Here is a 26,012-nt window from a genome sequence, read left to right as displayed (position 1 = left end):
ATATGGAACGTACTGACGGCACCGCCGTCGGAGTGGGATTGACGGCACCGCCGTCGTTAGGAAGGGACTTCGGTCATGGCAGATCCGGCGAGGGCGCGAAAGCTGGCCAAGCGCATCTCGACGATCGTCGCAACGGCGATCGCCGACAAGGAGATCAAGGATCCCCGGCTGGACTACATCACGATCACCGACGCGAAGGTGACCGCCGATCTGCACGACGCGACCGTGTACTACACGGTGCGTGGCGTGGACCTGGAGACCGAGCCGGACATGGATGGCGCCGCGGCCGGCCTGGCCAAGGCGACCGGAGCGCTGCGCTCCAAGGTCGGGGCGGGCACCGGGGTGCGGTTCACCCCGACGCTGACGTTCGTCGCGGACACCGTCCCCGATGCGGCGCGGCACATGGAGGAGCTGCTCGCCAGGGCGCGTGCCGCCGACGACGAGGTGGCCAAGGCCAGGGAGAACGCCACCCACGCCGGCGACGTCGACCCGTACAAGGAGCCGCGGTCCGCCGAGGACGACGAGGACGAACCGGTCGGCTCCGGCGAAGCCGACTAGGCCGGCGATGACCGTGACAGCGCAGACCCCCGCCGCCGCGGCCCCCGGCGAGATCGACCTCGCGGCCGCGGTGGCCCTCCTCTCCGAGGCGACCTCGGTGACGGTGCTCTGCCACGTCCAACCGGACGCGGACACCATCGGCAGCGGACTGGCGCTCGCGCAGGTACTCGACCGGATGGGGACGCCGGTGCAGGTGTCGTTCGCGCGACCCGAGGTGCTCCCGGAGTCCATGCGCACACTGCCCGGGGTGAACCTGCTGGTGGCGCCCGACCAGGTGCCCGCCGAGGTGGATCTGTTGGTGACCGTGGACTGCGGCAGCCGCGGCAGGCTCGGTGACCTGGCCGATCGGCTCGACGGCGCACGCCGCACCCTGGTGATCGACCATCACCGGTCCAACACCCGGTTCGGCCGGTACAACCTGATCGACGACAGTGCCGAGGCCACCACAGCGGTGCTGGCCCGGCTGTTCGACACCTGGGGCGTGGAGATCGACCGTGACCTCGCACACTGCCTCTACGCCGGCCTGGTCACCGACACGGGCTCGTTCCGCTGGGTCCAGCCCGGCACGCACTCGCTTGCGGAGCGGCTGATCGACACCGGCATCGACTCCGCGGAGATCACCCGGCGGCTGCTCGACACGCACCCGTTCGGGTGGCTGCCGATGCTCTCGGCGGTGCTCGGCACCGCGTGCCTGGCGCCGGACGCGGCCGCCGGTCGCGGCCTGGTCTACGCGCTGATCCGCTACGCGGACACCGCGGGGATGGGCGCGGAGGAGATCGAGAGCGTCATCGACATTGTCCGCACCACCGCGCAGGCGGAGGTCGCCGCGGTGCTGAAGGAGAACGAGCCCGGTCGATGGTCGATCTCGCTCCGGTCGAAGTCCACGGTGGACGTCTCCGAGATTGCGGCCCGGGTCGGCGGCGGCGGTCACCGGTTCGCCTCCGGGTACACCCACGAGGGCGACGACGAGAGTGTGGTTGCCGAACTTCTCGGCGTGCTCGGGTGAGTCGCCGGCTTGGCTGAACCCTCGACCCGGCGAGACCGGTCCGACCCCACCGCCCGGCGGATCCTGGGCCTCGCGCTGCCGGCGCTCGGCGTGCTGGCCGCGGAACCGCTCTACCTGCTCTTCGACATCGCGGTGGTCGGGCGGCTCGGCGCGCTCGCACTCGCCGGGCTCGCCGTCGGCGGCCTCATTCTCGCGCAGGTCAGCACGCAGCTGACCTTCCTCTCGTACGGGACCACCGCGCGGGCGGCGCGCAGGCACGGTTCCGGGGACGAGCGCGGCGCGGTCCGCGAGGGCGTGCAGGCCACCTATCTGGCGGTCGCCATCGGTATCACGATCGTGATTGCGGTCCAATTGCTGGCTCGACCGGTGACGGACGTGATCTCCGGCGGCGGCGACATCGCCGCGGAGGCCCTGCAGTGGCTGCGGATCGCCGTGTTCGGCGCGCCCCTGATCCTGATTGCGATGGCCGGTAACGGGTGGCTGCGCGGGGTGCAGAACACGTTGCGGCCCTTGCGTTTCGTACTCGCCGGCCTGGCCGTGTCGGCGGTGTTGTGCCCGATCCTCGTACACGGCCTGCTCGGTGCGCCCCGATGGGAACTCGCCGGGTCGGCGGTCGCGAACGTGGCCGGGCAGTTCGTGACGGCGGCATTCTTCGTTGCGGCGCTGTTGCGGTCCGGGGTGTCGCTGCGTCCGCGACCGGACGTGATGCGGGCGCAGGTGGTCCTCGGTCGTGACCTGATCCTGCGCAGCCTCGCCTTCCAGGCCTGCTTCCTGTCGGCGGCCGCGGTGGCCGCGCGATTCGGTGCCGCTGCCGTTGCCGCCCACCAGGTGGTGCTGCAGTTGTGGAACCTGGTCGCGCTCACCCTGGACTCGCTGGCGATCGCGGCGCAGACGCTGGTCGGAGCAGCGCTCGGCGCCGGCCACGCGGCGCAGGCCCGGGGGCTCGCGCGCCGGTTGACCGGGTGGTCGACGATCTTCGCGGCCGTGCTGGCCGCCGTGTTCGCGGTCGGCCACGCGCTGATCCCGCCGCTGTTCACCCCCGACGATCCCGCAGTCCTGGACCAGATCACGATCATCTGGTGGTTCTTCGTCGCGATCATCCCGGTGGCCGGGGTGGTGTTCGCGCTGGACGGCGTCCTGCTCGGCGCCGGGGATGCGGCCTTCCTGCGCAACGCGACCCTCGGCTGCGCGGTGGTCGGGTTCCTGCCGCTGATCTGGCTGTCGCTCGAGTTCGACTGGGGTCTGGCGGGAATCTGGTCGGGGCTTACGGTGTTCATGGTGCTGCGGATGCTTGCCGTCGTGTGGCGGGTGAGTTCGGGGCGCTGGGTTGTGACAGGCACTGCGTAGTGGTCGGCGCCGACATTCAGGCGGGAAGGTAGTGAGCGTGACGCGAAAGTTGTGGGCGGTGAGCGACACCCATGTCGGGCACCGCGGGAACCGGCCCATCACCGAGGAGCTGTACCCGGAATCGCCGCAGGACTGGCTGATTCTCGCCGGCGACGTCTCGGAGAAGACCGACGACATCGCGTGGGCGCTGAAGCTGGCACGCAGCAGGTTCGAGAAGGTCATCTGGGTGCCCGGCAACCACGAGCTCTGGACCACCGCCAAGGACCCGGTGCAGATCCACGGCGTCGCCCGGTACGACTATCTCGTCGACATGTGTCGCGAACTCGACGTGATCACTCCCGAGGATCCGTATCCGGTATGGGAGGGCGAGGGCGGTCCGGCGACGCTGGTGCCGATGTTCCTGCTCTACGACTACAGCTTCCGGCCCGAGGGCACCACCACGAAGGAGCGGGCACTCGAGGTCGCCCGCGACAAGAACGTGGTCGCCACCGACGAGTTCCTGCTCTCGAGTGAGCCTTTCGCGACCCGCGACGCGTGGTGTCACGCCCGGGTGGAGTCGACGCGCGCTCGGCTCGACGCACTCGACCTGTCGATCCCCACCGTGCTGATCAACCACTTCCCGTTGGTCCGCGAGCCCACGCGGGTGCTGTTCTACCCCGAGTTCTCGCTGTGGTGCGGCACCGAACTGACCGCCGACTGGCACACCCGCTACAACGCGATCTGCAGTGTCTACGGGCACCTGCACATTCCGCGGACCACCTACTACGACGGCGTCCGCTTCGAGGAGGTCTCGCTCGGCTATCCGCGTGAGTGGCAGCGTCGCGGGCTGCCGGAGCAGCTGCTGCGGCAGATCCTGCCGGTGCCGGAGTACCCGCCGGGCACACTCAACAAGTGGGGCGGGCACTTCAAGGTCACCCCCGAGCAGGAGGCCGAGTTCGACGCGATGAGGGCGGCCCGCGCATGATCGAGAGGATTCTGCCGAGCGGGGTCGAGTACGCCGAGCTGTTCTCCGATCCGCCGGAGCTGACGCCGCACCCGAGCGAGGCCGCGCTGATCGCGCGGGCGGTGGACAAGCGCCGCCGCGAGTTCGTCAGCGTGCGGCACTGCGCCCGACAGGCCATGGGCAAGCTCGGTGTCGAGCCGGCGCCGATCCTCAAGGGGGAGAGGGGCGTTCCGCTGTTCCCGCGCGGTGTCGTCGGCAGCCTGACGCACTGCGACGGCTACCGCGGCGCCGTGCTCGGACACTCGCTGGCCGTCCGGTCGGTGGGCATCGACGCCGAACCGCACGGTCCGCTGCCGGACGGCGTACTCGACGCGGTGAGCCTGCCCGCCGAACGGGACTGGCTGGCGGGGGTAGGCAACGAGATCCACTGGGATCGACTGCTGTTCTGCGCCAAGGAGGCCACCTACAAGGCGTGGTTCCCGCTCACCCATCGGTGGCTCGGGTTCGAGGACGCGCACATCACGTTCGCGCTGACCGAGTCGGGCTCGGGCGGCTCGACCGGCACCTTCCACTCGGAGTTGCTGGTGCCCGGACAGACCACCGACGGCCCGCCGCTGAGCTCCTTCGACGGACGCTGGCTGGTCGCCGACGGGCTCGTCATCGCCGCAATCACCGTCCAGTAGTCTCGAATCCCGTGCCTTCTCACCGCAAACCGTCCTCCGGCCTCGACGGCGCCGGGCTGTTGATCATCGACAAGGACGCGGGCATGACCAGCCACGACGTCGTCGCGCGCTGTCGCAAGATCCTGCACACCCGCAAGGTCGGGCACGCGGGCACGCTGGACCCGATGGCGACCGGCGTTCTCGTCCTCGGCATCGAGCGGGCCACCAAGCTGCTCGGGTTGCTGGCCCTGACGACGAAGGCGTACTCGGCGACGATCCGGCTCGGGCAGGCCACGACCACGGACGACGCGGAGGGCGAGGTGCTCACGGCGGCCGACGCCTCCGCGGTCACCGATGCGGAGATCGCGGCCGTGACGAGCACCCTGACCGGCGACATCTCGCAGGTCCCGTCGTCGGTCAGTGCGATCAAGGTCGACGGACAGCGGGCGCACAAGCTGATCCGGCAGGGCGAGGAGTTCGAGCTGGAGGCCCGTCCGGTGACGGTGGACCGGTTCGAGGTGACCGCAGCCCGCCGTGACGGCGCCTTCGTCGATCTCGACGTCGAGGTCGAGTGCTCGTCCGGCACCTATGTTCGCGCGCTGGCCCGCGACCTCGGCGCGGCGCTCGGTGTCGGCGGACACCTGACCGCGCTGCGGCGTACCCGCGTCGGCCCGTTCACGCTCGAGCACGCGCGCACCCTCGAACAGTTGGCCGAGGACCCGGCGGTGAGCCTGGACATCGACCATGCCGCGCAGACCGCGTTCGCGCACCGGCAGATCACGGCCGAGGAGGCGGAGTCCATCAGCCAGGGCCGCTGGCTCGAACCGGTGGGGATCCCGGGCACCTACGCCGCGATCGCCCCGAACGGGCACACGATCGCCCTGCTGCAGGAGCGTGGGCGGCGCGCCAGTTCGGTGATGGTGGTTCGGCCCGCGACGTTGCGCGGTCTCTGACGGCGTCCGCGGGCGGTCACACACCTTTTCACCGGATCGCACAGGCGTTGTGAGTGGAAGCCGTGTGTGACCTCGGCAGAAGGTGTGCGTCAGGGGTGTGCGGGGCAGCGGAACCGGTCGGGGTAGCTGCCCGCGCTAGCGGTCGTTTGCGGCGTCGATCAGCGCGGCCGCCGCGCCAAGGCCGAGGCCTGGATGGCGTTCGCGCAGAGCCTTCACCGCCGCCACGCGGCCGTCGGTCGACGCGATCGCCGCGTGGATGTCGACGGCAGGCACTGCGGCCGGATCGACAGGTGTGGGGGCAGACAATGATCGGCCCCGCCGGTTGGACCGCCAGTCGAGCAGGAACCAGACGAGAACGACTGCGTAGAAGACCGTCCACCAACTGCCCTCTGCGATGCCGGACACCAGAAGGAACACCAGCGCGGCCAGGAACACGCCGCGAAAGATCGACGACCCGAGGGTGGGGCGTGCGCTCACGGCTCGACGAGCCAGATCGCGTCTGCGGCCGGATTGCCGAGCTCCACCGTGTCGCCGTCGCCGAGCCGCACCGAGACGGTGCCCGCGAAGTCGCGACGCTCGAGCACGGTCACGGTCAGGTCCAGGGCGATGCCGACCGAGTCGAAGTACCGCAGCATCGCCGGGTCGGAGTCGGAGATCCGCGCGATCCGGCCGTACTGGCCGTCGGTGAAGTCGCTGAGCTGACGGGCGGCGGGCGAGGGGATCGAGCCGTCCGGTGCCGGAATCGGGTCGCCGTGCGGATCGCGCTCGGGGTGACCGAGTTTGGCGTCGATCCGCGCGATCATCAGATCGGAGACGGCGTGCTCGAGCACCTCGGCCTCGTCGTGCACCTCGTCCCAGCCGTACCCGAGCTCGTTGACCAGGTAGGTCTCGATCAGCCGGTGCCGGCGCACCATGGCGACCGCGGCCGCGCGACCGCGGTCGGTCAGCGAGATCGAGCCGTACCGAGCGTGGTCCACCAGGCCCTGGTCGGCGAGCTTGCGGATCGCCTCGGACACGGTCGACGCCGACACCCCGATCCGCTCGGCGAGCATCTTCGTCGACACCTGTTCGCCGGACCACTCGCCCGCGGTCCAGATCACCTTGAGGTAGTCCTGCGCGACGGTGGTGAGAGTCCCCGCGCCGGCGGCCTTCGCGGTCGTCGTTGCTGGTCCAGTCTTGCGTTCGCCCACGGGTCGAGCTTAGGCAATGACCGCCCGGCGCGCCGCCACGACACCCGAGTACCGAATCCGAAGATGACGCGTCTCACGCAGGGCCGTAGGCTGCGATGCGTGCAGAGGTGGCGAGGTCTCGACGATGTGCCTGCCGATTGGGGGCGTTGTGTACTCACGATCGGCGTTTTCGACGGCGTGCATCGAGGTCACGCGCAACTGATCAGCCGTGCGGTGAAAGCGGCCAGCGAGCGCGGAATCCCCAGTGTGCTCATGACTTTCGATCCGCATCCGATGGAGGTCGTGCGGCCGGGCAGTCACCCGGCGCAACTGACGACGCTGGCGCGGCGGGCGGAGCTGGCCGAGGAACTGGGCATCGACGTCTTCTGCGTGATGCCGTTCACGACCGAGTTCATGAAGCTCACCCCGGAGCGTTACGCCCACGAGATCCTCGTGGAGCGGCTGCACGTGGCCGAGGTCGTCGTCGGGGAGAACTTCACCTTCGGCAAGAAGGCGGCGGGCACGGTCGACATGCTGCGCCAGATCGGTGGTCGCTTCGGGTTCGCCGTCGACGGGGTCAGCCTGCTCGCCGAACACGCGGTCACCTTCTCCTCCACCTACATCCGCTCCTGTGTGGACGCCGGTGACGTGGCCGCCGCCGCGGAGGCGCTGGGACGGCCGCACCGCGTCGAGGGCGTCGTGGTGCACGGCGACGGCCGCGGACGTGAACTCGGCTTCCCGACCGCCAACATCGCGCCGCCGATGCACTCGGCGATCCCCGCGGACGGGGTGTACGCGGCGTGGTTCACGGTGCTCGGGCCGGGACCGGTGATCGGGACCGTCGCGCCGGGGGAGCGCCACCTGGCGGCCGTGTCGATCGGCACGAACCCGACCTTCTCCGGTCGCACCCGCACCGTGGAGGCCTTCGTGCTCGACGGCGAGGCCGACCTGTACGGCCAGCACGTGGCCGTCGACTTCGTGGATCGCCTCCGCGGCATGGAGAAGTTCGACTCGGTCGACGCGCTCATCGAGCAGATGGGACGCGACGCGGAGACGGCCCGGGAGCTCCTGACGAGGGCGGACCTGCACCACCGCGGCTGACGGCGGCGCGGAGCACCACGTTCGTCCTGGTAGGATTGCCCCTCGGTGTGTGCTGCGGTCCGCGGTGGCCACACTTGCTGTACACAGTGCGCGGACGTCAGTGATCAGGAGATTCACAGTGGCGTTGACCACCGAAGAGAAGAAGGCCGTCCTCTCGGAGTACGGCTTGCACGAGACCGACACCGGTTCGCCGGAGGCGCAGGTGGCGATGCTCACCAAGCGCATCGTCGACCTCACCGAGCACCTGAAGATGCACAAGCACGATCACCACTCCCGCCGCGGCCTGCTGCTGCTGGTCGGACGCCGTCGTCGTCTGCTCAAGTACGTCCAGAAGGTGGACATCGCGCGTTACCGCTCGCTGATCGAGCGTCTGGGTCTGCGTCGATAAGTATCCGACGCGCACCGTGAACATCCCGGTAGCCAGCGAGGCGAATGCATAGACTGAGCCTCGTTGGCTACCGGTGTTTGTACCACCAGGATTTTGTGTGACCAGCTAGTGCAGGACCAGCAGTACCCGGATCTACGAGATCCAGCCGTACGTACCGCCGTGGCGTCGGTCCTCGGTAGTGGCCTCTCGGCGGGGTCGTGACGTGACGTGACGATCCCCGAAGGGCTTCGATCGATGGCCGCCTCCGCGCAGAGGTACGCCGCAGCATCCAGGAGGGATGCGACGGCCACGCGGAAACGGCAAAGACGAGAGGGAAGAGAAGAGAAGAGATGACAGTGAATTCCGCAGTAGAGGTCGACGAGGGCGTGTTCGAATCCACCGCCGTGATCGACAACGGGAGCTACGGCACCCGCACCATCCGTTTCGAGACCGGCCGCCTCGCCCAGCAGGCCGCCGGCGCCGTCGTCGCCTACCTGGACGACGAGACCATGCTGCTGTCGGCCACCACGGCCAGCAAGCACCCCAAGGAGCACTTCGACTTCTTCCCCCTCACGGTGGACGTCGAGGAGCGCATGTACGCCGCGGGCCGCATCCCCGGCTCGTTCTTCCGTCGTGAGGGCCGTCCCTCCACCGACGCGATCCTGACCTGCCGCCTGATCGACCGGCCGCTGCGCCCGTCCTTCGTCGACGGTCTGCGCAACGAGATCCAGGTCGTCGTCACGGTCCTGAGCCTGGACCCGAAGGACCTGTACGACGTCGTCGCGATCAACGCCGCGTCCGCGTCCACCCAGATCGCCGGCCTGCCGTTCTCCGGCCCGGTCGGTGGCGTGCGCGTCGCGCTGATCACCTCGGACGAGAACAAGGCCGGCCAGTGGGTCGCCTTCCCGACCGTCGAGCAGCTCGAGAACGCCGTCTTCGACATGGTCGTCGCCGGTCGCATCGTCTCCGGGTCCGGGGACAGTGCCGACGTCGCGATCATGATGGTCGAGGCCGAGGCCACCGACAACGTCATCGAGAAGATCGAGGGCGGCGCGCAGGCGCCGACCGAGGCCATCGTCGCGCAGGGCCTCGAGGCCGCCAAGCCGTTCATCGCCCGGCTCTGCGAGGCGCAGCAGGCGCTCGCCGAGAAGGCCGCCAAGCCGACCGGCGACTACCCGGTGTTCCCGGCGTACCAGGACGACGTCTACGCCGCCGTCGCGGCCGCCGCCACCGACAAGCTCGGTGCCGCGCTGACCATCGCGGGCAAGCAGGAGCGCGACGACAAGACCGACGAGGTCAAGGTCGAGGTGCTCGAGCAGGTCGCCCCGAACTTCGAGGGTCGCGAGAAGGAGATCGGCGCGGCGTTCCGCTCGCTGACCAAGAGGCTCGTTCGCCAGCGGATCCTCAAGGACCACTTCCGGATCGACGGTCGCGGCATCACCGACATCCGGTCGCTCTCCGCCGAGGTCGCCGTGATCCCGCGGGCACACGGCTCCGCGCTGTTCGAGCGTGGCGAGACCCAGATCATGGGCGTCACCACCCTCGACATGGTCAAGATGGCGCAGCAGATCGACTCGCTGGGCCCCGAGACCAGCAAGCGCTACATGCACCACTACAACTTCCCGCCGTACTCGACCGGTGAGACCGGCCGCGTCGGATCGCCGAAGCGGCGCGAGATCGGCCATGGCGCGCTCGCCGAGCGCGCCCTGATGCCGGTGCTGCCGAGCCAGGACGAGTTCCCCTACGCCATCCGGCAGGTCTCGGAAGCGTTGGGCTCCAACGGTTCCACATCGATGGGTTCGGTCTGCGCCTCGACCCTGTCGCTGCTCAACGCCGGTGTGCCGCTCAAGGCTCCGGTCGCCGGCATCGCCATGGGCCTGGTCTCCGACGAGGTCGACGGCGAGACCCGGTACGTCGCGCTGACCGACATCCTCGGCGCCGAGGATGCCTTCGGTGACATGGACTTCAAGGTCGCCGGCACCAAGGACTTCGTCACCGCCCTGCAGCTGGACACCAAGCTCGACGGCATCCCCTCCCAGGTGCTGGCCGGCGCGCTGTCGCAGGCGCACGACGCCCGCACCACGATCCTCGAGGTCATGGCCGAGGCCATCGACACCCCGGACGAGATGAGCCCGTACGCCCCGCGCGTCACGGCCATCAAGGTGCCCGTCGACAAGATCGGTGAGGTCATCGGCCCCAAGGGCAAGATGATCAACTCCATCACCGAGCAGACCGGTGCGAACATCTCCATCGAGGACGACGGCACCGTGTTCGTCGGCGCCACCGATGGACCGTCTGCGCAGGCCGCGATCGACATGATCAACGCCATCGCCAACCCGCAGCTGCCCAAGGTGGGCGAGCGCTTCCTCGGCACGGTCGTCAAGACCACCGCCTTCGGCGCGTTCGTCTCGCTGCTCCCGGGCCGCGACGGACTGGTGCACATCAGCAAGCTGGGCAACGGCAAGCGGATCAACAAGGTCGAGGACGTCGTCAACGTCGGCTCCAAGATCCGGGTCGAGATCGCGGACATCGACAACCGCGGCAAGATCTCGCTGATCCCGGTCGAGGACGAGGCCGCGGCCTCCGACGCGCCGACCGAGAAGGGCGCCGACTCGGAGTCCTGATCGGCTCCGATCGCCTCGAGTGACCCCGCTGCCCCCGACCGTCCCCGGTCGGGGGCAGCGGGCTTTCGTCGCTCCGAGGGGCCGTAGCGGCCGCTGCCGGAATCCGTGTCCGGCTCGGTGTGTACTGTGTGGACTTCTAATGGCAACGAACGATCGCAGTCGCACGAGCACCCTCCCCCGCAAGACCAAGACCCGAACCCCGGCATCGGGCGTACAGCGCACGGTGCTTCCCGGCGGCCTGCGGGTGGTCACCGAACACATGCCCGGCGTGCGCTCCGCGTCGGTGGGCATCTGGGTGGGCGTCGGGTCCCGTGACGAGCAGCCGTCGGTGGCCGGGGCCGCGCACTTCCTCGAGCACCTGCTGTTCAAGTCGACGCCGACCCGCAGCGCGCTCGAGATCGCCCAGGTGGTCGACGGGATCGGCGGCGAACTCAATGCCTTCACCTCGCGCGAGCACACCTGCTTCTACGCCCACGTCCTGGACGAGGACCTCGCGCTCGCGATCGACCTGGTCAGCGACGTGGTGCTGCGCGGACGCTGCCGCTCCGCGGACGTGGACGTCGAGCGGCAGGTCGTGCTCGAGGAGATCTCGATGCGCGACGACGACCCCGAGGACCTGCTCGGCGACGACTTCCTGACCGCGCTGTTCGGCGATCATCCGGTGGGTAGGCCGGTGATCGGCAGCACCGAGTCCATCGAGTCGATGACCCGGTCCCAACTGCACTCGTTCCACGTCCGTCGCTACACCCCGCAGCGGATGGTGGTCGCGGTCGCCGGCAACGTCGACCACGCGCAGACAGTCGAGATGGTGCGGCGCAGTTTCGCCGGGCACGTGCACGACGGCGCCCAGCCTGCCCCGCGCCGCGAGGGCCGCCTGCGCCTGCGCGCCGCGCCTTCGCTCAGCCTGATCGAACACGACGGTGAACAGGCGCACCTGTCGCTCGGTGTGCGCGCGCTCGGGCGCCACGAAGGGCACCGGTGGGCGCTGTCGGTGCTCAACACCGCCGTCGGCGGCGGGCTGAGTTCCCGCCTGTTCCAAGAGATTCGGGAGTCGCGGGGTCTCGCGTACTCGGTGTACTCGAGCATCGACACGTTCGCCGACACCGGTGCGTTCTCGGTGTACGCGGGCTGCCAGCCGGACAATCTCGCCGAGGTGACGACCCTGATCCGCGAGGTGCTCGCCCAGGTGGCGTCCAACGGCATCACCGACGCGGAGTGTGCCCGGGCGAAGGGCTCGATCCGCGGCGGAATGGTGCTGGGACTGGAGGATTCCGGTTCGCGGATGCACCGCATCGGCCGCGCCGAACTGAACTACGGCAGTCACCGGAGCATCACCGAGACGCTGAAGCGGATCGACGCGGTGACCAATGCCGAGGTGCGGGAGGTCGCGGCGATGCTGCTGACCCGGCCGTTCGCGGCGTCGGTCGTCGGACCGTACAAGCGCAAGCGGGACCTGCCCGCGGTCGTGCGCGGGATCGTCTGAGCGGTGCCGCGGCTGCGCTGGTTGCCGCTGGGCGTGGTCTTCGCGGTGACGCTGGTGCTGCTGTTCTCGCCCGGGTCCGCGGTCCCCGGCGGTCCGCCGAACAGTGACAAGGTCACCCACCCGCTGATGTTCGCCGCCCTGGCGTTCAGCGCGCGGTACGCGAGGGTTGCGCCGCGGACGGCCGCGGCGGTGGCGGTGGCGTACGCGGGCCTGTCGGAGGTCCTGCAGGCGGTGCTGCCGATCCAACGCAGCGGCTCGGTCTGGGACTGGGCGGCGGACGTCGCGGGCGTGGTGGTCGGGTTGGTGGCGTTCGCCGCGTGGCAGGGTGGTCTTCGGCGCCGAGGTCGCGGCGACCGGGACGTCGGGAGGTAGCGGATGCGGATACGCGGTGCGGTACTCGAGGAGATCGGTCGCCCGCGGCCCTTCGCGGATTCTCGGCCGATCAGCGTCTGCGATCTCGAACTGGACCCGCCCGGACCGGGTGAACTGCTGGTCCGGATCGAGGCCGCCGGGCTGTGCCACTCGGACCTGTCGGTGGTGGACGGCAATCGGGTGCGGCCGGTCCCGATGCTGCTCGGGCACGAGGCCGCCGGTCGCGTCGAGGCGCTCGGTGCGGGGGTCGCGGACGTCGCGGTCGGGGACCGCGTGGTGATGACGTTCCTGCCGCGCTGCGGCGAGTGCGCCGGGTGCGCCGCCGACGGCCCCGGATGCCGTGCAGCGCGGGCAGCGCCGCCAACAACGAGGGCGTGCTGCTCGGCGGTGGCCGGCGGCTGACCCGCGACGGTCACCCCGTGCACCACCACCTCGGCGTGTCCGGCTTCGCCACGCATGCCGTGGTGGATCGTCGGTCGGTGGTGACGGTCGGTGACGACATTCCGCCGGAGATCGCGGCCGTGCTCGGCTGCGCGGTGCTGACGGGCGGCGGTGCGGTGCTCAACGCGGCGCATCCCGTGTCGGGCGACTCCGTCATGGTGGTCGGGCTCGGGGGAGTGGGCATGGCCGCGCTGCTCGCCGCGGTGTCCCTCGGGCACGGGGACGTGATCGCAGTGGACTCGGTGCCCGAGAAGCTGGCCACGGCAACCGAACTCGGGGCCACCGCGGTGATGACGCCGGCGGACGTGACTGCGCGGGGTGTGCGGGCGGATGTCGTGATCGAGGCGGCAGGTAATGCCCGGGCGTTCGAGACCGCGGTTGCGGCGACCGCGCCGGGCGGCACCACGGTGACCGTCGGCCTGCCGAACCCGGAGGCCAGGTCGTCGATCTCGCCGCTCGCCCTGGTGGCCGAGGCCCGCACGATCGTCGGCAGCTACCTGGGATCGGCGGTGCCGTCCCGCGACGTCCCGGTCTACGCACAGATGTGGCGCGAGGGGCGACTACCGGTGGAGAAGCTGATCTCCTCGCGGATCACCCTCGACGAGATCAATCGCGGCATGGACGAGCTGGCCGACGGGCACGCCATCCGTCAGGTCGTCGTCTTCGACTGAGAGTTCCGCGTCGGGGCTCACATGCCCTGGTGGGGCATCATCGGCATCTGGAACCCCATCTGATGCATCCACATCATGAACTGTTGCATCCAGGCCATCATCATGTCGTTCGGCATCGCCGACCACTTCCTCGCTCGATTTGCAGCTCCATTGTCCGCCGGTCGAGGCGCGGTGACCAGGTCGGCTCGAGGTGGTCGGGTCGATCACCGCTCGTCGCGGCCGCAAGCCGGTTGCGTAGGCTTGCCGCGACGTACAACACGATCGGACGGAGTGAAGGTCAAGTGACGGTGATTCGGGTCGGAGTCCTGGGTGCCAACGGCAAAGTGGGCCGCACGATCTGCGAGGCGGTCGAGGCCGCGCCGGATCTCGAGCTCGTCGCGACGGTCGACCAGGGCGACCCGATCGAGAAGTTCGTCGACACCCGCACGCAGGTGGTCGTCGACTTCACCAATCCCGACGTCGTGATGGGCAACCTCGAGTTCCTGGTCGCGAACGGTATCCACGCTGTCGTCGGCACCACCGGCTTCGACGAGGACCGGCTCGCGCAGGTGCAGCGGTGGCTCACCGAGCGGCCCGAGGTCGGCGTACTGATCGCACCGAACTTCGCGATCGGCGCGGTGCTGTCGATGCGGTTCGCCGAGCAGGCCGCCCGTTTCTTCGACTCCGTCGAGGTCATCGAGTTGCATCACCCGAACAAGCTCGACGCCCCGTCCGGCACCGCCTACCGGACCGCGGCCCTGATCGCGGCGGCGCGGGCGAAGGCCGGCCGCGGACCGAGCCCCGACGCGACGACCACCGAGCTCGACGGCGCCCGCGGAGCGGACGTCGACGGTGTCCGCGTGCACTCGGTGCGGCTCGCGGGGCTCGTCGCGCACCAGGAGATCCTGCTCGGAACTCAGGGCGAGACTCTGACCATCCGGCACGACTCCATCGACCGGAACTCCTTCGTTCCCGGTGTGCTGCTCAGTGTCCGTGAGATCGGCGGACGGCCGGGTCTGACCGTCGGTATCGACCCCCTGCTGGACCTGTGAAGAACGGAACGACAAAGGTCGTCGTCACGATCGCGGCGATCGTCCTCGCGCTCGCCTTCTATTTCGTGCTCCTCGGCCAGCGTGGCATCGAGCTGATCCAGAGCGGGGGACTGGCGCCGATCGGGCTCGGTATCGGCGTGCTCATCCTGCCGATCATCGGCATCTGGATCGTCTTCGCCACCGTGCGGGCCGGGTTCCAGCACCAGCATCTCGCCGCGCGGATTCGCGAGGAGGGGCTCGAGCTCGACGTGTCGGAGCTGCCCCGGCGTCCGTCCGGCCGGATCGACCGCGACGCCGCCGACGTGCTGTTCGCTCAGGTCAAGTCCGAGTGGGAGGCCGATCCGGACAACTGGCGCAACTCGTACCGGTTGGCGCGGGCGTACGACTACGCGGGTGATCGTGGCCGGGCACGCGAGACCATGCGTCGAGCGGTGGCGCTCGAGGCGGCCGAGCGGGCGCAGGGTAGGTAGGGAAGTCGTCCCGGTCGTCGGGGTAGATCAACGCATCGCGACTTGTCGGTGCCCCGCGCTAGAGTTCGAACATGCATTCGACAGGCGGGGTTCGAGGGGTCGGTCAGGTGGCAGATCACCTGACCGACCTGGACGATGCCGTCGACGGGCTGCTCGACGACGGGTTGTCCGGGCTGTCGGACACCGAGATCGTCCGGTCGCTGCAACGCCTGGAAATGTCGCTGCGGAAGGCGTCGGCGGTCGGACACCGACTGATCGTCGAGGCGGTCGAGCGTTCCCTTCCCGACAAGCACGACTGCTCGTCGATCACGAACTTCCTCATCGCCACTCTGCGCCTCTCGGTCGGGGACGCGACGCGCAGGGTCGCGGCGGTGAAAATGGCCGGCACCTGGCACAACGCCGGCGGCGACGAACTACCCCCGGACCTGCCGGCGACCGCCGCCGCGCAATGCGACGGGACCATCGGCGGCGATCACGTTCACGAGATCCGGGGCGTCCTCCGCAAGATCCCCCACGGCGTCGACCCCGCCGAAGCAGACGTCGCCGAACAGATATTGGCGGAGTTGGCCCGTCACTCGACGCCGAGGGCGGTCGCCGACGCCGGCCAACAACTGCTCGGCTACCTCAACCCCGACGGCAACCTCACCGACGACCGGGACCGCGCCCGGCAACGCTGCTTCCGGATGGGCAGGCAGGACGCGGATCTCATGACACCCGTCTCGGGTCTGATCGACCCCGAGACCCGGGCCCTGCTCGAACCACTGTTGGCGAAACTCGCCCGGCCCGGGATGAACAATCCCGACGACCCCGGCTCGCCGAGCGGCGACGCCGAATCACCGAGCCTCGATCGCGATCAGCTGGCGAAGGCCGCGGCCCGCGACACCCGCACCGCGGGACAACGCAACCACGACGCCCTGAAGACCGGCCTGCGGCACCTACTCGGATCCGGCGTCCTCGGGAGCCACCGCGGGCTGCCCGTCACCGCGATCGTCACCTTCGGGCTCGACCAACTCGAATCCGAGACCGGCGTCGCGACCACCGCGTCTGGGGGCATCGTCCCGATCCGCGACGCCCTCGCGATGTTCGAGGGCGCACACCCCGTCCTCGTGCTCTTCGACCACCACGGCCGACCGCTGCATCTGGGCCGGACCAAACGCCTCGCCAGCGCGGACCAACAGTTGGCCCTGATCGCGGCCTCGCGGGGCTGCACCCGACCCGGATGCGACGCCCCCGCCACCATGACCGCCGTCCATCACCTCACCGAGTGGACCAAGGGCGGTCGCACCGACATCACCGACCTCGACCTCGCCTGCGACGGGTGCCACGCCCTCGTCCACGACGGACCCGGAGGCTGGAAGACCCGCACCGCACCACCGGAATCCGAGCACCCCGGCCGCACCGAATGGACCCCACCCGCCCACATCGAACCCGAACGACAACCCCGAATCAACCACCGCCACCACCTCGACGAACTCCTCGCCCAGGCGCTCCAACGCGCCCGGGCACGCCGAGAGACAGAACTGCGGCAACACCGGGCACGACGGAACGGACACTCCGGCACCGCGCACGGTGACAAGGCTTCCGGGGCGGGCACGGCCGACGGTGGCGAGGTCCCGTGACTCTGGTGCCCTCGGCGGCGACACCGCTTGGCCCGCACCACATTCACCCCGAGTCCATGACGCGAGGCGCGGGAGTCGGGACGTGTCCGCGCGTGCCTGCCGTAGTCTGCTGCTGTGACTGCCGATCGAGCGCCGGTACTGCTGGTGGTGCACCACACGCCCTCGCCCGCGACCCGCGAACTGCTCGAGGCGGTGCTCGCCGGCGCGAACGACCCCGAGATCGAGGGGGTCGTCGTGCGATCGGTGCCGGCCCTCGGCGCGACGGTCCCCGACGTGTTGGCCGCGGACGGGTACGTCTTCGGCACCAGTGCCAACTTCGGTTACATGTCGGGAGCGCTCAAGCATTTCTTCGACACGGTGTACTACCCGTGCCTGGACGCGGTCGCGGGCCGGCCGTACGGGCTGTGGGTGCACGGCAACAACGACACCGCCGGGGCGGTGACGGCGGTGCAGAAGATCGTCACGGGCTTGGCGCTGACCAAGGTCGCGGCGGCGGTCGAGGTCACCGCCCGGGTGGACGCGGCCGCGCGCGACCGGTGCTACGAGTTGGGTGCGACGGTCGCCGTGACGCTGGCCCAGGGCTGACGACCATTCCACGGTCAGGGAAAGTCTGTTCGGCTTCTCCCGAGTCGCACCGGGACCCTCGGCCCAAGGGGTCAGGGGTCCCGCGTATCGCGGTGACATCGGTGCTGTCGTACCCCGGTGGCATGGTGAGCACATGCAGGAGTTGAGTGCCGACACCGCCCGGCGGATCGCGCTCGGCGCCCAGGGATTCGCCGATCGGCGCCCGGTGGCGCCCACGCGTCGACACCTGCTCTCCACCGTGCGGCGAACCGGACTGCTCCAGATCGACTCCGTCTCGGTCGCCGTTCGCGCGCACTACATGCCGGTGTTCAGTCGTATCGGCGGATACGACCGCGCCCTGCTCGATTCCGCCTCGTGGCGGCATACCGCGGCGAAACCCCGTGCGTTGGTGGAGTACTGGGCCCACGAGGCCGCCCTCGTTCCGGTCGAGGACTGGCCGCTGCTGCGGTGGCGGATGCGACGGTTCGAGGGCGGCAGGTGGACCGGCGCGCAGCACGTGCTCGAACGTAATCCCAGCCTCGGCCGCGACGTGCTCGACGTCATCACCGAGGTCGGTGCGGCCTCCGCGGGAGAGGTCGAACGTCACCTCGAGATCGAGGTGCGCGAGCGGGGTGGACCCTGGTGGGGCCGCAGCGACACCAAGGTGGTGTGCGAGCAACTGTTCTCGGCCGGCGCGCTGTCGGTCGACAAGCGGGTCGGCTTCGTCCGGCACTACGACCTCTCCGAGCGGGTGCTGCCGTCGTCCGTCGTCGCGACCCACGTCGAGGAGGTCGATGCGGTGCGCGAACTCGTCCGCCGTTCCGCCCGAGCACTCGGGGTGGGGACCGAGACCGACCTACGGGACTACTATCGGCTGGCCGCCGCGCAGGCGCGGCCGGCGATCGCCGACCTCGTCGAGGACGGTGCCCTGATTCCCGTCGCCGTCCGGGGATGGGACGCACCCGCCTACCTGTTCGCCGGCGCGCGGGTGCCGCGCTCGATCGGCGGTTCCGTGCTGCTCTGCCCGTTCGACCCGGTGGTGTTCTTCCGGCCGCGGGCACAGCGCATCTTCGACTTCCACTACCGGCTCGAGATCTACACCCCGCAGCACAAACGGGTACACGGCTACTACGTCTTCCCGTTCCTGCTCGACGGCCGGCTCGTCGCGCGGGTCGACCTCAAGGCCGATCGCGCGGCGGACGGGCTGCGGGTGGCCGCGGCATTCGTCGAACCTGGCCATGTGCCGGGGTCCGTCGCGACCGCGCTCGCGGCTGCCCTGCGCGAGATGGCGGACTGGCTCGGCCTCGCGGATGTCATCGTCGGCGACCGCGGTGACCTCGCAGCCCAACTCGCGGAATGCTTGTGACCGGGACGACGCACTAGAGGTCCAGGCCGGGGGCGGTCGCGATGTCCTGCAACTGGTCGAGCGCGAGTGCGGTCCCGTTGCCGGACACATGGATTCGCACGGTGGTGCCCGACGGTCGCGCGACCGTCACCGCGGTAGGGGAGTGTCGCAGCACCCGGGAGCTGTCCGGCGCGGTTGTGGCCGTCACGTCGGGCCGGGGCGGCGAGAACTCCTCCGGCGCGGGCGTGTCGGTGTCGATCGTGATGCTCAGCTCGCCTGCTCCTCCCGACCCGGTGACGCCGAGGACCTCGCAGGCGGCCCCGTTGGAGGGCTCGGCGAGTTCGAGCGAGCCGATCGGGCGGTCCAGCGCGACGTCGGCGGGGACGAACGTCCGCCAGGCGTCCTCCAGTGCGAGGTTCAGGCGCGCGACTGTCGCTCGGTCGAGGGGACCGCCGAGCGGTTCGATGCCCTCACCGCAGCCCGGGCGTGGGGAGGGTGTGCCCGGCGGGACGGGTGCGGTGGTCCGCAGTCCGGATGCGAGGGCGATCGTGGAGAGCTGGCCGAGGGTCAACGGCACCCGGCCGCTGTGACCAGCGAAGTCGCCGTCGGTCGCGCGGGCCACGATCCGGCTGCCGTCCGGGGCGTACGCCGTCGCCGTGCGCTCCAGGGTGCGGACGCCGCCGAACTCGTACCAGGTGTCGACGGTGTCGACGACGGTGCCGTCGGGTGCGGTCGTGCGACGGTCCAGCATGCCGGCGACGCAGGCCGGAACCGGAACCTCCCAACGGCCGACGGTGACGCTGAGTTGGCCGGGGATCCCGTCCACGGAGAGGGCGGCGCTTGCGGTGGTGTCGCCGCCGACATCCTCCTGGTCGACTCCCTCTGGGAGTTGGTCCTCGGGAATGTCGTATATCGGGTCGAACAGCAGTGTTCGGGCGGGGGAGGCGTACGCGAGCTCGGCACCGGCGGGCAGTGCGGCGCGGGCGGCGTCGGACATGGCCGTTGCCTTGGGGGCGGAGAACCAGGAGTACTTCGGATTGTCATAGCCGTACCGGGGGCCATACCCCGCCCAGCCGAACTCGACGGTCCGGGTTGGCGGCAGCACTACGTCGCAGCCGGGGATCTCGACCGGGTACTGCGCGGGCTCACCGACGTAGTAGTCCGAGAGTGCCGAACTCGTTGTGGTGCTGGGGGATTGGTGCGGCAGCGCCCACGCGACCAGTACGCCGGCCACGACCACCGACACGACGACGGCGGAGTCCCGCCAGGTCCAGCGGGCCCGGGAGCCCGGGCTCGCCTCGGGAGCGGTGCGCCGCCGTCGCGTCATCGTCGCGGGAGTTACGGGCTCTCGACGAACTTCGTCAGGCCCTTCGAGGCGGTCTCGAGCGCCGTCTTCTGCGCCTTCTTGACCAGGAAGCCGGGGACGGGGATCTTCGGGTCGACGATGAGGTCGAACACGATGTGGGTGCTGCCGTCGGCGTTGGCCGTGAGCACGTAGCTGCCGTCCTGCTGCTTCTGCTGGCTGCTCTCGACGAGGGTCCAGGTCACCTTCTCGTCGCCCTCCCAGGTGTAGTCGACGACCTGCTCGTCGGTGATGCCGATGACCGACACGGTCATGCGTACGCGGTTGGGGCGTCCGTCCGGATGGGTGCTCTCGATCGCCACCTTCTTGTGCGCGGAGGACCATTCACCCAGCCGGTCCACCGCGACGATCGCGGCCATGACGTCGGCCGGTGCGGCCTTGATGTCGAATTCCTTGGTGCCAGACACGGCCATCGGGTCCACCCCTCGAGTGATTGCAGATCAGCGTGATGACGAACAGAACGTGCGCGTCATTAGATCACCTCGAGCGCGGGTTCGACCGGCACGACGTGTGCCGGCACCGGATCCGTCGCAGATGTCAGAGGCCGTACCGGCCGTGGCGGGCCTGGTCCCGCAGTGCTCCCTGGACGGCCTGGCCGATCCAGGAGTTCAGCGACACACCGTTCTGTGCGGCCGACTCCTCGGCGCGGGCCTTGATCTGCTCGACCAGACGCAGGGTGACCCGCGAGATCTCGCCCGTGACGTCGTCGAAGGCCGATCCGGGTTCGGAGGTGGATTCCTCCGGCGGGGCGTCCGTCGGGGTGTCGGACGGTTCGGTGGCGTCCGCGACCCGACCGACCTCGACGGCGAGCTGTGTCCCGTCGAGGCGAACGTGCACGGTGCGGTCGCCCAGTACGTCGGAGATCTCGGTGGCGAGGTCGGACAGCGCGGACAGCAACATGAGCCGGGCCGAGTTCTCGGCGGCGCCGGCCAGGGCCTCGGCGATCCGGCGGGTGTTCTCGTCGCCGAGGGCGGCGGCGGTGGTCAGGTCCTGGCGCAGGGTCTGGGTGTAGTCGGATAGGTCCATGCCGTCAGTGTGACGTCAGGTATGGCGTCAGTCAACCGCCATTCTGACGTCACACTGACGACGGGCGACGTCAGGCGAGCAGCTTGACCTTCAGTGCCGCGATGTCGTTGTCGGTCAGGCCGAGACCCTGGTGCACGTAGTTGTCGAAGCTGCCGTAGTCCTTGTCGGCGGTCGCGAAGGCGCTGTCGAGCCATTCCTGCTTCACGCCGCCACCGGTCAGGCTGGAGCTGCTGCTCGATCCGCTGTCGGTGGCGTACTGGTTCGTCAGCATGTAGTCCGCGTTCACGGTGGCCCGGTCCACGCCGAGGATCGTCAGCAGCACCGCGGTGGTCCAGCCGGTCCGGTCCTTGCCGGCGCTGCAGTGGTACAGCACGGCGCCGTCGGTGTCGCGGATGTCGCGCAGCACGGAGGCGAACGCCTCGTTGGCGCCGGGGGCCTCGATGAACGCGACGTACGCCAACTGGAGGTCGGTCAGCGTGTTGATCGGTGCCTTGCCGAGCACGTCGTACCAGTTCGACTTCGCGCCGGCGGGCACCTTGTCGGGCTGGAGCATCCGCTCGTAGACCGTGCGCAGGTCGTCGACAACCTTGACGTTCCAGCCCTCCAGCTTGGTGAGGTCCGCGGGGGTCAGCTTGCTCAGCGCGTCCGTGCGGAACACCATGCCGGTCTTGACGGTCTTGCCGTCGGCAGTGGTGTAACCGCCCACGTCGCGGGCGTTCGGGGCGCCCTCGAGGTGCAGCGAGTGGTCGATGTCCGCCGAGGTGACGGCGGGTGGCGCGGCCAGTGCGGCACCGACTGGTCCGCCGACGAACAGTGCGGCACCGGCGGTGAGGGCGGCGGCCGCGCGGATCACGCGGACGCGGGTAGAGGTGTGGACCACAGGACGCTCCATCTCGGGATCGGAGGTGTCGGCCGCGGTGTGCGACTGACGCTATGTATACCGAGTTGATACACCGTCCAGGGAAACATCGGGGCGAGATTGAGCAGACTCGCCCGCCCTGCCGGAGGTGACGGGGACTAGGGTGCGGGTCGGTGGTGCCCGGTGGGCCGGGACCGAGGAAGGGTGTGCGGTGCGGCAAGCGGTGTCCCTGAAGGTGCAGCTCATTGCGAAGACGGACTTCGTCCCGCCCGACGACGTCCCCTGGGAAACCGACGCCGGCGGCGGCGAGGCGCTCGTCGAGTTCGCCGGCCGCGCCTGCTACCAGAGCTGGTCCAAGCCGAACCCGCGGACGGCGACCAACGCCGGCTATCTGCGGCACCTGCTCGAGGTCGGGCACCTGTCGGTGCTCGAGCACGGCAGCGTGAGCTTCTACATCACCGGGATCTCCCGCTCGTGCACGCACGAGCTGATCCGGCACCGCCACCTGTCGTATTCGCAGCTCTCGCAGCGGTCGGTGTCCGAGCGTGACGCCAGGGTCGTGGTGCCGCCCGCCATCGCGGGTGACCCGGAACTCGAGGAGCTGTTCGCCGCCGCGACCGACGCCAGTCGCGCCGCGTACGTCGAGCTGCTCGATGCCCTCGACGACAAGCTGGCGCACGTGCCCAACGGATCCCTGCGCGGACGCCAGGCGCGCCAGGCCGCGCGCTCCGTGCTGCCCAACGCCACCGAGACTCGGCTCGTGGTCACCGGCAACTACCGGGCCTGGCGACATTTCGTCGCCATGCGCGCCACCGAGCACGCCGACGTGGAGATCAGGCAGGTCGCGGTGGAGTGCCTGCGGCAACTCGCCGCGGCCGCGCCAAACGTGTTCGGCGACTTCGAGATTGCCGCGCTGTCGGACGGTACCGAGGTGGCCTTCAGCGAGTTCGACCTCGGGGGCTGATCGGTCGGCCCCGGACGCGTCCCCGCGGTGTGCAGTCTTCGCCCCTGTACCGGGTAACCTTGACGACCATGACCAACGGTGAATCGGCCCCAGTCGGGCGTACGTTCGGCACCATCCTGACCGCGATGGTGACCCCGTTCACAGTGGACGGCAAGCTGGACGTGGACGCGGGCGTGAAGCTGGCGACCCACCTCGTCGACGGCGGCTGCGACGGTCTCGTGCTCGCCGGCACCACCGGCGAGTCGCCGACCACCACCGAGGACGAGAAGCTCGACCTGATGCGTGCGGTCATCGACGCGGTCGGCGACCGCGCCAAGATCATCGCCGGCGCCGGCAGCAACGACACCGCACACAGCGTCGAACTCGCGCGTGACGCCGCCCGGGCGGGCGCGCACGGCCTGCTCGTGGTCACCCCGTACTACTCGAAGCCCCCGCAGTCGGGCCTGCTCGCGCACTTCACCGCCGTCGCCGACGCGACCGACCTGCCCGTGATGCTCTACGACATCCCGCCGCGCTCGGTGGTGCCGATCGAGACCGAGACCATCTACCGGTTGGCAGAGCACCCGCGGATCACGGCGGTCAAGGACGCCAAGGGCGACCTCAACGCCGGCGCCGAACTGATCGCGAACACCGACCTCGAGTTCTACTCTGGCGACGACCCGCTCAACCTGCCCTGGCTGTCGATCGGTGCGGTCGGGTTCGTCAGTGTCATCGGACATCTCGCACCCGGACGGCTGCGTGAGCTGCTCACCGCGTACCAGGCAGGCGACGTCCTGCGGGCCCGCGAGGTCAACGCGAGCCTGCTCCCGCTGATCCGGTCGGTCGTCCGGCTCGGCGGCGTCTCCGCGTCGAAGGCTGGCCTGCGACTGCAGGGCCTCGACGTCGGCGACCCACGACTACCGCAGGTCGCCCCCACCGCGGAGCAGGTCGAGGTCCTCGCGGCCGACCTGCGCGCAGCCGGGGTCCTCTCGTGACCCCCCCGCCGCGTCGCCGCTCAGCCCGGCGCCCGTCCGGCCCGCCGACCGCGCCGACGCCGGAGCCGGTCGCCGAGGTCCAGGCGCCGGAGCCGGTGGCCCCGGTCCAGCAGGAGTCCGCCGCCCCCGCGAAGCAGGGCAAGTCCAAGGCCGCCGCGCAGGCCGAGTCCGCGCCGCGTCGCCGCAAGTCGGAGGCCGCGAAGTCGGACGCGGGCCGGTCGCAGCGCGCCGGCAGCGGTCGCCCGCAGCGGCAGAAGGGCGGCGCCGGCCGACCCGACGGCCGCGTCGGGGTCGACCCGACCGAGCGTCTCGGGCTGCCGCCGAAGGCGCCGCACAACGGCCTCCGGGTCGTCGCGCTCGGCGGCATCGGCGAGATCGGCCGCAACATGACGGTCTTCGAGCACAAGGGCAAGCTGCTCATCGTCGACTGCGGGGTGCTGTTCCCCGAGGACCAGCAGCCGGGCGTCGACCTGATCCTCCCGGACTTCGCGCACATCGAGGACCGGATGGCCGACGTCGAGGCCGTCGTCCTCACACACGGTCACGAGGACCACATCGGCGCGGTGCCGTTCCTGCTGCGCCTGCGTCCCGACCTGCCGGTGATCGGCTCGAAGTTCACCCTCGCCCTGGTCGCCGCCAAGTGCCGTGAGCACCGGCAGCGGCCGAAGCTGGTCGAGGTCGTCGAGGGCCAGCGCACCACGCACGGTCCGTTCGAGTGCGAGTACTTCGCCGTCAACCACTCCATCCCGGACGCGATCGCGGTCGCGATCCGCACCTCCGCGGGCATCGCGCTGCACACCGGTGACATCAAGCTCGACCAGCTTCCGCTCGACGGCCGGCTCACCGACCTGGCCGGGTTCTCCCGGCTCGGCGACGAGGGCGTCGACCTGTTCCTGGTGGACTCCACCAACGCCGAGGTTCCGGGGTTCGTCACCCCCGAGCGCGAGATCGGCGGGGTGCTCGACGGCGTCATCGGCAAGGCGAAGCAGCGCGTGATCGTCGCGTCGTTCGCCAGCCACGTGCACCGCATCCAGCAGGTCGTGGACGTCGCGGTGCGCTACAACCGGCGGATCGCCTTCGTCGGACGGTCGATGGTCCGGAACATGCAGATCGCCCAGGACCTCGGCTACCTGACCGTCCCGGACGGCGTCATCGTCGACATCGACACCGCGGCGAACCTGCCCGACGACCGGCTCGTGCTGATCTCGACCGGGTCGCAGGGCGAGCCGCTGTCGGCACTGTCGCGGATGGCCCGCGGCGAGCACCGTCAGATCAACATCCGCGCCAACGACCTCGTGGTGCTGGCGTCCTCGCTGATCCCGGGCAACGAGAATTCGGTGTTCGCGGTGGTCAACGGCCTCGCCAAGCGCGGCGCGACGGTCGTGACCCAGCAGAGCGCCAAGGTGCACGTCTCGGGGCACGCGTCCGCCGGCGAACTGCTGTACCTGTACAACGCGGTCCGGCCCACCAACGCGATGCCAGTGCACGGCGAGTGGCGGCACCTGCGCGCCAACGCGGCGCTGGCCAAGGCGACCGGCGTTCCCGAGGACCGGGTGGTGCTGGCCGAGGACGGCGTCGTCGTGGACATGGTCGACGGCCTCGCGGAGATCGTGGGACGCGTCCCGGTCGGAATGGTCTACGTGGACGGCAACTCCGTCGGCGACGTCGGCGACTCCACCCTCTCGGACCGTCTGGTCCTCGGGGAGGGCGGGTTCATCTCGATTTCGCTCGCGGTCGACCAGCACACCGGCAAGGCGGTGAGCACACCGGAGGTGCACGGGCGGGGATTCTCCGACGACCCCGCGGCGCTCAAGGAGGCCGCGGTGCTCGTCGAGGCGGAACTCGGCAGGCTCGCGACGGAGGGCATCACGGACACGCACCGGATCGCGCAGGCCGTGCGCCGCGTCGTGGGTCGGTGGGTCGCGGACAAGTACCGTCGCCGGCCGATGATCGTGCCGACCGTCATCGGGGTCTGACCTCGACCGAAGCCGAGCCGGGTCGGGCGCGGAGTGCACAGTAGGTGCAAAGAACCCCCCACCCCCTGTTTGGGCAACCAGTGAACACAGGTGTTTAAAGGCCGGCCCAATTAACCCGCCGGGG

Annotated in this window: 25 protein-coding genes and 1 pseudogene; 20 read left to right on the top strand and 6 right to left on the bottom strand. The window is 70.0% G+C overall.

Annotation, left to right across the window (positions count from 1 at the left end; genetic code table 11):
- Window positions 1–75 precede the first annotated feature (75 nt).
- The 6 genes from rbfA to truB are packed head-to-tail and all read left to right on the top strand — an operon-like array spanning window position 76 to window position 5,469.
- Window positions 76–558, top strand: a complete 483-nt coding sequence (gene rbfA, locus ACFVH2_RS20905; protein WP_378426753.1) for a 30S ribosome-binding factor RbfA — start codon at window positions 76–78, stop codon at window positions 556–558.
- A gap of 7 nt (window positions 559–565) precedes the next feature.
- On the top strand, window positions 566–1,564 hold the full coding sequence (locus tag ACFVH2_RS20900) for a bifunctional oligoribonuclease/PAP phosphatase NrnA (protein ID WP_378426755.1): 999 nt from the start codon (window positions 566–568) through the stop codon (window positions 1,562–1,564).
- 9 nt (window positions 1,565–1,573) lie between these two features.
- On the top strand, window positions 1,574–2,911 hold the full coding sequence (locus ACFVH2_RS20895; protein WP_378426757.1) for an MATE family efflux transporter: 1,338 nt from the start codon (window positions 1,574–1,576) through the stop codon (window positions 2,909–2,911).
- A gap of 37 nt (window positions 2,912–2,948) precedes the next feature.
- Window positions 2,949–3,875, top strand: coding sequence for a metallophosphoesterase family protein (locus tag ACFVH2_RS20890; protein ID WP_378426758.1), 927 nt, complete (start codon window positions 2,949–2,951; stop codon window positions 3,873–3,875).
- Window positions 3,872–4,537, top strand: coding sequence for a 4'-phosphopantetheinyl transferase Npt (gene npt / locus ACFVH2_RS20885; RefSeq protein ID WP_378426760.1), 666 nt, complete (start codon window positions 3,872–3,874; stop codon window positions 4,535–4,537). The genes ACFVH2_RS20890 and npt overlap by 4 nt, the downstream gene beginning before the upstream one ends.
- A gap of 11 nt (window positions 4,538–4,548) precedes the next feature.
- On the top strand, window positions 4,549–5,469 hold the full coding sequence (gene truB, locus ACFVH2_RS20880; protein WP_378426762.1) for a tRNA pseudouridine(55) synthase TruB: 921 nt from the start codon (window positions 4,549–4,551) through the stop codon (window positions 5,467–5,469).
- A 135-nt stretch (window positions 5,470–5,604) separates the two neighbouring features.
- On the opposite strand, the gene ACFVH2_RS20875 is transcribed toward truB, so the two are convergent.
- Both ACFVH2_RS20875 and ACFVH2_RS20870 read right to left on the bottom strand, forming a co-directional pair.
- Entirely contained in the window at window positions 5,605–5,946 is a 342-nt protein-coding gene (locus tag ACFVH2_RS20875; RefSeq protein ID WP_378426764.1) for a hypothetical protein, read from the bottom strand.
- Window positions 5,943–6,659, bottom strand: coding sequence for a metal-dependent transcriptional regulator (locus ACFVH2_RS20870; RefSeq protein ID WP_378426766.1), 717 nt, complete (start codon window positions 6,657–6,659; stop codon window positions 5,943–5,945). The genes ACFVH2_RS20875 and ACFVH2_RS20870 overlap by 4 nt, the downstream gene beginning before the upstream one ends.
- A gap of 99 nt (window positions 6,660–6,758) precedes the next feature.
- Between ACFVH2_RS20870 and ACFVH2_RS20865 the strand changes: the two genes are divergently transcribed.
- From ACFVH2_RS20865 to ACFVH2_RS20815, 11 genes and pseudogenes are all read left to right on the top strand, one after another.
- Window positions 6,759–7,739, top strand: a complete 981-nt coding sequence (locus ACFVH2_RS20865) for a bifunctional riboflavin kinase/FAD synthetase (RefSeq protein WP_378426768.1) — start codon at window positions 6,759–6,761, stop codon at window positions 7,737–7,739.
- A gap of 118 nt (window positions 7,740–7,857) precedes the next feature.
- Complete coding sequence (gene rpsO / locus ACFVH2_RS20860; RefSeq protein ID WP_378426769.1) at window positions 7,858–8,127, top strand: 30S ribosomal protein S15; 270 nt, start codon at window positions 7,858–7,860, stop codon at window positions 8,125–8,127.
- Window positions 8,128–8,456: 329 nt separating this feature from the next.
- Window positions 8,457–10,730, top strand: coding sequence for a polyribonucleotide nucleotidyltransferase (locus ACFVH2_RS20855; protein ID WP_378426771.1), 2,274 nt, complete (start codon window positions 8,457–8,459; stop codon window positions 10,728–10,730).
- 139 nt (window positions 10,731–10,869) lie between these two features.
- Window positions 10,870–12,213, top strand: coding sequence for a M16 family metallopeptidase (locus ACFVH2_RS20850; RefSeq protein ID WP_378426772.1), 1,344 nt, complete (start codon window positions 10,870–10,872; stop codon window positions 12,211–12,213).
- A gap of 3 nt (window positions 12,214–12,216) precedes the next feature.
- Window positions 12,217–12,585, top strand: coding sequence for a VanZ family protein (locus ACFVH2_RS20845; protein WP_378426774.1), 369 nt, complete (start codon window positions 12,217–12,219; stop codon window positions 12,583–12,585).
- A 3-nt stretch (window positions 12,586–12,588) separates the two neighbouring features.
- Window positions 12,589–13,697, top strand: a pseudogene (locus tag ACFVH2_RS20840) (alcohol dehydrogenase catalytic domain-containing protein).
- 287 nt (window positions 13,698–13,984) lie between these two features.
- On the top strand, window positions 13,985–14,728 hold the full coding sequence (gene dapB / locus ACFVH2_RS20835; protein ID WP_378426801.1) for a 4-hydroxy-tetrahydrodipicolinate reductase: 744 nt from the start codon (window positions 13,985–13,987) through the stop codon (window positions 14,726–14,728).
- A complete protein-coding gene (locus tag ACFVH2_RS20830) occupies window positions 14,725–15,198 on the top strand; it encodes a hypothetical protein (protein ID WP_378426776.1) in 474 nt (157 codons plus the stop codon). Before dapB ends, ACFVH2_RS20830 begins: the two co-directional genes overlap by 4 nt.
- 71 nt (window positions 15,199–15,269) lie before the next feature.
- Window positions 15,270–16,817: a DUF222 domain-containing protein gene (locus tag ACFVH2_RS20825; protein WP_378426778.1), complete on the top strand. Its 1,548-nt coding sequence runs from the start codon at window positions 15,270–15,272 to the stop codon at window positions 16,815–16,817.
- 114 nt (window positions 16,818–16,931) lie between these two features.
- Window positions 16,932–17,402: a flavodoxin family protein gene (locus ACFVH2_RS20820; protein WP_378426780.1), complete on the top strand. Its 471-nt coding sequence runs from the start codon at window positions 16,932–16,934 to the stop codon at window positions 17,400–17,402.
- A 133-nt stretch (window positions 17,403–17,535) separates the two neighbouring features.
- Window positions 17,536–18,747: a winged helix-turn-helix domain-containing protein gene (locus ACFVH2_RS20815; protein ID WP_378426782.1), complete on the top strand. Its 1,212-nt coding sequence runs from the start codon at window positions 17,536–17,538 to the stop codon at window positions 18,745–18,747.
- A 13-nt stretch (window positions 18,748–18,760) separates the two neighbouring features.
- On the opposite strand, the gene ACFVH2_RS20810 is transcribed toward ACFVH2_RS20815, so the two are convergent.
- From ACFVH2_RS20810 to ACFVH2_RS20795, 4 genes are all read right to left on the bottom strand, one after another.
- Window positions 18,761–20,053 (bottom strand): hypothetical protein, encoded by a 1,293-nt coding sequence (locus ACFVH2_RS20810; protein WP_378426784.1) that lies wholly within the window; start codon window positions 20,051–20,053, stop codon window positions 18,761–18,763.
- 11 nt (window positions 20,054–20,064) lie between these two features.
- Complete coding sequence (locus ACFVH2_RS20805) at window positions 20,065–20,502, bottom strand: SRPBCC family protein (protein WP_378426786.1); 438 nt, start codon at window positions 20,500–20,502, stop codon at window positions 20,065–20,067.
- Window positions 20,503–20,626: 124 nt separating this feature from the next.
- A complete protein-coding gene (locus ACFVH2_RS20800) occupies window positions 20,627–21,115 on the bottom strand; it encodes a toxin-antitoxin system HicB family antitoxin (RefSeq protein ID WP_378426787.1) in 489 nt (162 codons plus the stop codon).
- A gap of 70 nt (window positions 21,116–21,185) precedes the next feature.
- Window positions 21,186–21,995, bottom strand: coding sequence for a tyrosine-protein phosphatase (locus tag ACFVH2_RS20795; RefSeq protein WP_378426789.1), 810 nt, complete (start codon window positions 21,993–21,995; stop codon window positions 21,186–21,188).
- A 190-nt stretch (window positions 21,996–22,185) separates the two neighbouring features.
- On the opposite strand from ACFVH2_RS20795, the gene thyX reads away from it, so the two are divergent.
- The 3 genes from thyX to ACFVH2_RS20780 all read left to right on the top strand — a co-directional run bounded on the left by thyX (window position 22,186) and on the right by ACFVH2_RS20780 (window position 25,888).
- A complete protein-coding gene (thyX, locus tag ACFVH2_RS20790) occupies window positions 22,186–22,938 on the top strand; it encodes an FAD-dependent thymidylate synthase (protein ID WP_378426791.1) in 753 nt (250 codons plus the stop codon).
- A 68-nt stretch (window positions 22,939–23,006) separates the two neighbouring features.
- Window positions 23,007–23,912, top strand: coding sequence for a 4-hydroxy-tetrahydrodipicolinate synthase (gene dapA, locus ACFVH2_RS20785; protein WP_378426793.1), 906 nt, complete (start codon window positions 23,007–23,009; stop codon window positions 23,910–23,912).
- Between the two features lie 95 nt (window positions 23,913–24,007).
- Window positions 24,008–25,888 (top strand): ribonuclease J, encoded by a 1,881-nt coding sequence (locus tag ACFVH2_RS20780; RefSeq protein ID WP_378426803.1) that lies wholly within the window; start codon window positions 24,008–24,010, stop codon window positions 25,886–25,888.
- Window positions 25,889–26,012: the final 124 nt, after the last annotated feature.

This window comes from Rhodococcus sp. NPDC127527 (assembly GCF_042672245.1).
Taxonomy (GTDB): domain Bacteria; phylum Actinomycetota; class Actinomycetes; order Mycobacteriales; family Mycobacteriaceae; genus Rhodococcus_G.
This window is presented reverse-complemented; position numbering and strand designations above follow the sequence as displayed.